Raw genomic sequence first — 5825 nt, forward strand, 5'->3', positions numbered from 1 at the left:
GTTGGCTATACTTATGCTCGCCACATGACAGCCGAGATGGCTACACAGGCCTTGAAAAATGCCACACTGAATGTGAAGGACACAACCGGCATTGTTATTCACAGCGACTTAGGCAGCCAGTACACAAGCCAGATATTTGAAGACTATGTGACAGACAAAAAAATGCTGCATTCGTTTAGTCGAAAAGGAAACCCCTACGACAATGCTTGTATAGAATCCTTCCATGCAGTCTTAAAAAAGGAAGAAGTCTACGCCACCGTTTATGCCGATTTTGAAGAGGCACAAAAAGCTCTCTTTGAATATATTGAATCCTGGTATAACCGCAAAAGAATCCACGAAGCTCTTAACTACATGACGCCGCAGGAGAAGGAGGAGGAATTTGCAAAAGCGGCCTGAAATCGTTCAACTTTTTCTGTCCAAACTATTGACATAGGTCCAGATAATGGCTTCGACAAATCTGTCGCGGCTTTGTCATATGCGATAAAAATGAATCCGAAAGATACAGATTCACTAATTGCAGCTTACTCATATGTTCTAAATAAACCTGGACAGATACCTAAGAATGAAGTGCCAGAGCATCTTCCTAAGCTCATTGATTACGATCTTGATTTCTCGGCTTATGCCGGGCTTATGGGAGGCACAGCATGCAAAAAGAGATAATCCAAAAGCTGTGTAGGCAATTGAGACTGGGATCGCATATTTCAGAGATCTATTCTGAAATAGAGGCGAGCAGCAATGAAGATTTCCTGATAAAAATATTGAATGAGGCAGTACGCAGCAGAGAGATAGAACGGCGCAATCGTTATGTCCAGCAGGCTAAGTTTGATCTGATAAAGGGTATTGATACATTTGATTTTTCTAATATAATTTTACCGGACACTGTTACAATTGATTCGCTCTGCTCATGTGAATTTGCCAGCAAAAAACAAAACCTGATTCTATATGGGCGACCTGGTACCGGGAAGACACACTTGGCGATTGCTCTAGGGATGCAAGCCTGTAAGCGTGACTATAGGGTTTTATACTTCAAAACAAGCAGGCTTGTTAATCTTCTGGCTCAATCTAAGGCTAATAAAACTGAGAACAATTTCTGGAAGAGACTCGAAAAGGCGGATGTTCTGATTTTGGACGAATTATGTAAAGCTTTACATAATTCATCTTATGCAAAGTTATTTATTATGTAAAGAAGAGTAGACAAATCCATAGAAACCAGGAGTTTTGAAGCACTCAACTTTACATAAAAATTAGTGTATAAGTAGAAGAAACGAATGGAGAAAAATCATGGTATTTTCTACTGTACAAGTGAATGAACTAATCGAGAAAGCTGAAGCTTACCTAAGAAGCAAAAACTATTGCATAAGCACAATCCAGAACTACCAATTTATCTGGAAAAGACTCCTTTCACATTACCGATGGAATACTTCTATCCAATATTCTGAAGACGAGTTATATGAATCTATCTGCAAAATACTCAACATTGATAAAGGAACACTGCTGACAACCCATCAGGTCTTCTGCGTAAGAGCAGCAAAGCTACTGGATGAAATACATCAAAACAAGATTATCTCGCGTTGTCATCAGCGCACTGGCGTGAAAGTAGCAAAATGTTTCTCTGAACTGCTGGACTCATATCTGGATTATCAAACAAAATATGGAATTGCTCAAAAGACCGTGAAGAGTAAATCTATTCAGATGACAAGATTTTTGAATTATCTGCATAATCAGGGAATATCAGATATCGATTTTCTAACTTCTGATTTAATTTTGTTATATACTAGTGACCTGCGAAGAAATTATACACGTAATACAGTAAGCGGCATTTTATTTACACTCAGAAACTTTCTCTTATTCTTATATGAAAAAGAATTATCCAAGAAGTCCTTTCACCAGTTGTTCCCGGTGATCTATTCAGATAAAAATGACCGTCTACCATCTTACTATCATGAAGAAGAACTTCAAAAAATCCTTGCTTCTGTCGATAGAAATACGATCATCGGAAAGCGCGATTATTTGGTGCTAATCCTTGCCATCCAGCTCGGTATGCGTGCAGGTGATATCCGTAGATTGAAGTTTTCGGATATTCATTGGGAAAAAAGTACCATTGAGTTTTCGCAGCACAAAACAGGCAATCCGATAAACCTTCCTTTGCTGGAAAACATCAGATATGCACTAATAGAATTTATCAGGGACAGTCGTCCTGAAAGCAGCTCAAACTACATTTTTATTAGAAATCGTGCTCCTTACGAGCCGTACGCATCATATAATGTCTTTTATTATATTATCACTGAACACCTTAAAAATGCGGGGGTAGATTACAATAGTCGAAAGCATGGACTCCATGCAATGAGACATAGTTTGGCGAGCAATCTGCTTAAAAATAATACACCATATCCAGTAATAACTGGTATTCTAGGTCATGAAAGTTCTAACACAACTAGACAATATCTTAATATTGACACTGAAGAGCTTCGATCCGTTGCTTTGGAGGTGCCGTATGAAAGATAAAGAGTACTATTATATCTTTAATGGCCGCTTCAAAGATTACTGCAAGAAATTTATCGATTACAAACGCAGTCTTGGTTTTAAGATATGTGAACCATATTGTCATCGTTTGAAGGTTATGGATGACTTATTTGCGATTCTACTTCCAGATAGCAATGAACTGGCTATTAATAAAGAAATGGTTGAGGCTTACGTAGCGCTAAGAGAGAATGAGTCCATAAAAACGCAGTTGTTAAGGATGAGCACTATAAGACAATTCGCTTTGTTTATGAATCGTATAGGATTCAGCTTCTATGTTTATCCAGAAGCTGGGCGTATGAAGTTAAAGGACAATTTTATTCCCTATATATTCACACATGAAGAAATCCTCAGACTGGCGGCTGAATTAGACCAAATCCCGTTTTCACCAAGATATCCGAAACAACATTTTATCTATCCCATGTTGTATAGAATATTATATGGATGCGGGTTACGGCTAAATGAAGCTCTGCATATCAAAATGGCGGATCTTGATATGGCGAATGGTCTTATATATCTGAATAATACCAAAAACCACAGTCAAAGAATGGTCCCGATGTCCAGTTCGCTTCACAATTACTGTCGACAATATATCTTAAACATGGGATTTGCGGAGCATTATAACGGATTTATCTTCCCCAGTCATAGTGAAAATCTTCAAAGTGGCTCGGCATACTGGCGATTACGAAATTTGATGAGAAAGGCCGGTATTTGCAAAGAAGATGGAACGCCACCTCGGATACATGATGTCCGACATACATTTGCGGTGCATGCTTTGGAAAAAATGGTAACGGAAGGAAGAGACATTTACTGTGCGCTCCCTATACTAAGCGCTTATCTTGGACACAGAGGAATTGAAAGCACAGAAAAATATCTTCGGTTAACCAAAGAATCTTATAAACCTCTTCTTGATGGAATGGAAAACTACTATTCTAATGTGTTTCCTGAGGTGAATCATGATTAAGAATAATATTTTGCCCCAACTCATAACTTCCTACTTTACACGGTACGTGCCAGAACGATCTGGATACAGTGAAAACACCATAAAATCTTACCGAGATACATTCATCCTGCTGTTTCGATATCAGGAAGATATTGTGAAAAAAACCTTCAAAAAACTTACTTTTAATGTAATGGACCGATTCTATATAGAAAATTTTCTCAAATGGCTGGAAGATGAAAAGAATTATTCTGAAACGAGTTTGAATCAACGACTTGCCGGAATCCATTCCTTCTGCAGATATGTTATTTCTGAGGCACCTGAAAATATGCAACCATGTACTGAAATACTTGAAATAAAGATGAGAAAAGTTCCTGCCAAACCTATGGAATATCTATCTGTTGACGCGATTAAACTTTTGTTTAAGATACCGAATCTAAAATGCAAAAGCGGACGTCGTGATCTTGCTCTTTTGGCTCTATTATATGATTCTGGTGCTCGAGTACAGGAAATTGCTGATCTGACTTTTGGAAACATTAGAGACAAGAAACCAGCAACTGTAAAGCTGACAGGTAAAGGAAATAAATCCAGGATTATTCCGCTCATGCCTCAAACTCTATCAATTATTCTTTCTTATATGAATGATTGTAATTCTTTCAAAGAAGATTTTGTTAAGCCGCTTTTTTTTAATCAACAAGGAAATCACCTGACACGCGCAGGTATATCCTATGTACTTAGAAAATATGTCAAACTGGCTCAAGACAAGTGCCCTGGGATGTTTCCAGACTCAGTTACTCCACACATGTTACGCCATAGTAAAGCCATGCATCTGCTCGAAGGTGGGGTCAACCTGATTTATATACGCGATTTTCTGGGGCATGAATCTGTTGTAACAACAGAAATCTATGCAAAATCGAATCCTGAAATAAAGCGGAAAGCTGTTGAAAATGCCAGTGCCAGGGTACTTCCAGAAGAAAGATACACTTCTGAGCAGAAGCATGATTTGCTAAACTGGTTGAAAGAAATAATTTAGCGAAATTATTATGTAAAGTTGAGTACTTCAAAACTCCTGGTTTTTATGGATTTGTCTACTCTTCTTTACATAATAAATAACTTTGCATAAGACGAATGGGGATATATCCCTTTTGAAAGAGTTGGTACACAGCTGCTTTTTGAAGCTATATCTGACTGTTATGAAAAGAGGAGCGTGATTATTACGACAAATCTACCCTTTGATGAATGGAATACCATTTTCTATGACCAGAAGCTGACAACGGCTATTCTTGACCGTCTGGTGCACCATGGATTATTACTAATGCACGAAGGTCAGAGCTACCGTTTGCAGCATTCTAAGATGCAGTAGCTATTAGTCTTCGGGGTGGGGGAATTATTAACTTCCGAACTGGGGGAAATATATCTTGCCAAACACAATATGAGCTTCTCTTAAAAGGGTTTCTATCGAGCTGCCTGTTGAAAAATGATCGTATATAACATTTGCAATTATTTGATCAATGACTACCATATCCAATATTTCTGCATTTTCTACAGTTGGCAGTGCACGTGTTTGAGATGAAGTGAAGATTTCTTCGACCATGTCAATCCAGGGGTATAAACTACTTAGTTTGCTATCTTCGTATACAATTTTCATAGGTGATGAGCCTCCAAGAACAGTATATGAAGAAGATATTTCAGGGCTAAAAAACCAATTTATAAATCGCTCAACAAGTTCGAATTTTTCGTTTTGATGGATATTTACTGTGAGCAGGAAAAAGTTGAAGAGCTGCTTGATGTATTGCTTGAGATACATATGAAAACTCTAGAGAATATATGCAACTATATTGGAGCTGTTGTTGATATAATGAGGTTTGGAGATGATCTTGGTCTTGATACAGGTACGTTTATGGCACCAGAATAGTATCAGGGAATATTAAAGTAGCGTCATAAAAAAATGATTGATTTTGTCCATAAGAACAGTACAATGAAAACCTTTTTGCATTCATGTGGTTCTATATATGCGATTATGGGAGATATTATCGATGGGGCTTTGTCTTCAACCAGGAACATAATATCATGCCCGATGTCCCTGCGGAAAATATCTTAACAATGTACAAAGCTGTGAATGAATACAAGTAAGAGATTTGTACAATCATAAAAAGTGCAGCAGCTGAGCAAGACTGAAAACAAGGTTATAGTTTTCGTAAATGTAATGGTTGTATCAAAATAACCGGTCGCATCGGAACAAATTTAACTAGTGGCAGCTGCTGAAGAAGCACCATCAGCGGGTTATTTGTGAAAAATTAGGTTTCAGTACATCGCTAAAACTGCAGCATTAAATTAAATTCAAATATATTAACAAATATATATA

8 protein-coding genes and 1 pseudogene are annotated in these 5825 nt (G+C 37.6%); 8 read left to right on the top strand and 1 reads right to left on the bottom strand.

Annotation, left to right across the window (positions count from 1 at the left end):
- The 7 genes and pseudogenes from AC0KSB_RS04530 to AC0KSB_RS04560 all read left to right on the top strand — a co-directional run.
- A partial coding sequence (locus AC0KSB_RS04530) for a transposase (RefSeq protein WP_472307030.1) occupies positions 1–396 on the top strand: 396 nt, incomplete at its 5' end.
- A gap of 90 nt (positions 397–486) precedes the next feature.
- Entirely contained in the window at positions 487–660 is a 174-nt protein-coding gene (locus tag AC0KSB_RS04535; protein WP_472307031.1) for a hypothetical protein, read from the top strand.
- Positions 645–1184 carry an ATP-binding protein gene (locus AC0KSB_RS04540; RefSeq protein ID WP_472307032.1) on the top strand — a complete coding sequence of 180 codons (540 nt, stop codon included), beginning with the start codon at positions 645–647 and terminating at the stop codon, positions 1182–1184. The genes AC0KSB_RS04535 and AC0KSB_RS04540 overlap by 16 nt, the downstream gene beginning before the upstream one ends.
- A 97-nt stretch (positions 1185–1281) precedes the next feature.
- Positions 1282–2505 carry a tyrosine-type recombinase/integrase gene (locus tag AC0KSB_RS04545; RefSeq protein ID WP_472307033.1) on the top strand — a complete coding sequence of 408 codons (1224 nt, stop codon included), beginning with the start codon at positions 1282–1284 and terminating at the stop codon, positions 2503–2505.
- Positions 2495–3484 (top strand): tyrosine-type recombinase/integrase, encoded by a 990-nt coding sequence (locus tag AC0KSB_RS04550; RefSeq protein WP_472307034.1) that lies wholly within the window; start codon positions 2495–2497, stop codon positions 3482–3484. Before AC0KSB_RS04545 ends, AC0KSB_RS04550 begins: the two co-directional genes overlap by 11 nt.
- Positions 3477–4493 carry a site-specific integrase gene (locus AC0KSB_RS04555; protein ID WP_472307035.1) on the top strand — a complete coding sequence of 339 codons (1017 nt, stop codon included), beginning with the start codon at positions 3477–3479 and terminating at the stop codon, positions 4491–4493. The genes AC0KSB_RS04550 and AC0KSB_RS04555 overlap by 8 nt, the downstream gene beginning before the upstream one ends.
- Positions 4494–4595: 102 nt before the next feature.
- Positions 4596–4823: pseudogene (locus AC0KSB_RS04560) on the top strand (ATP-binding protein); the annotation flags it as partial.
- A gap of 27 nt (positions 4824–4850) precedes the next feature.
- Here the strand turns inward: AC0KSB_RS04560 and AC0KSB_RS04565 are convergent.
- Positions 4851–5108 (bottom strand): hypothetical protein, encoded by a 258-nt coding sequence (locus AC0KSB_RS04565; RefSeq protein ID WP_472307036.1) that lies wholly within the window; start codon positions 5106–5108, stop codon positions 4851–4853.
- A 96-nt stretch (positions 5109–5204) separates the two neighbouring features.
- Here AC0KSB_RS04565 and AC0KSB_RS04570 point away from each other — a divergent pair, with 96 nt between their 5' ends.
- Positions 5205–5375 carry a hypothetical protein gene (locus AC0KSB_RS04570; RefSeq protein WP_472307037.1) on the top strand — a complete coding sequence of 57 codons (171 nt, stop codon included), beginning with the start codon at positions 5205–5207 and terminating at the stop codon, positions 5373–5375.
- Positions 5376–5825: the final 450 nt, after the last annotated feature.

It is taken from the genome of Ercella succinigenes, assembly GCF_900002895.1.

What these genes read in the sequence shown, in the direction of transcription:
- AC0KSB_RS04555 (WP_472307035.1), top strand. Translation starts at nt 3,477, where the DNA reads ATGATTAAGAATAATATTTTGCCCCAACTCATAACTTCCTACTTTACA.
- AC0KSB_RS04565 (WP_472307036.1), bottom strand. Translation starts at nt 5,108, where the DNA reads ATGAAAATTGTATACGAAGATAGCAAACTAAGTAGTTTATACCCCTGG.
- AC0KSB_RS04535 (WP_472307031.1), top strand. Translation starts at nt 487, where the DNA reads ATGAATCCGAAAGATACAGATTCACTAATTGCAGCTTACTCATATGTT.
- AC0KSB_RS04545 (WP_472307033.1), top strand. Translation starts at nt 1,282, where the DNA reads ATGGTATTTTCTACTGTACAAGTGAATGAACTAATCGAGAAAGCTGAA.
- AC0KSB_RS04540 (WP_472307032.1), top strand. Translation starts at nt 645, where the DNA reads ATGCAAAAAGAGATAATCCAAAAGCTGTGTAGGCAATTGAGACTGGGA.
- AC0KSB_RS04550 (WP_472307034.1), top strand. Translation starts at nt 2,495, where the DNA reads ATGAAAGATAAAGAGTACTATTATATCTTTAATGGCCGCTTCAAAGAT.
- AC0KSB_RS04570 (WP_472307037.1), top strand. Translation starts at nt 5,205, where the DNA reads ATGGATATTTACTGTGAGCAGGAAAAAGTTGAAGAGCTGCTTGATGTA.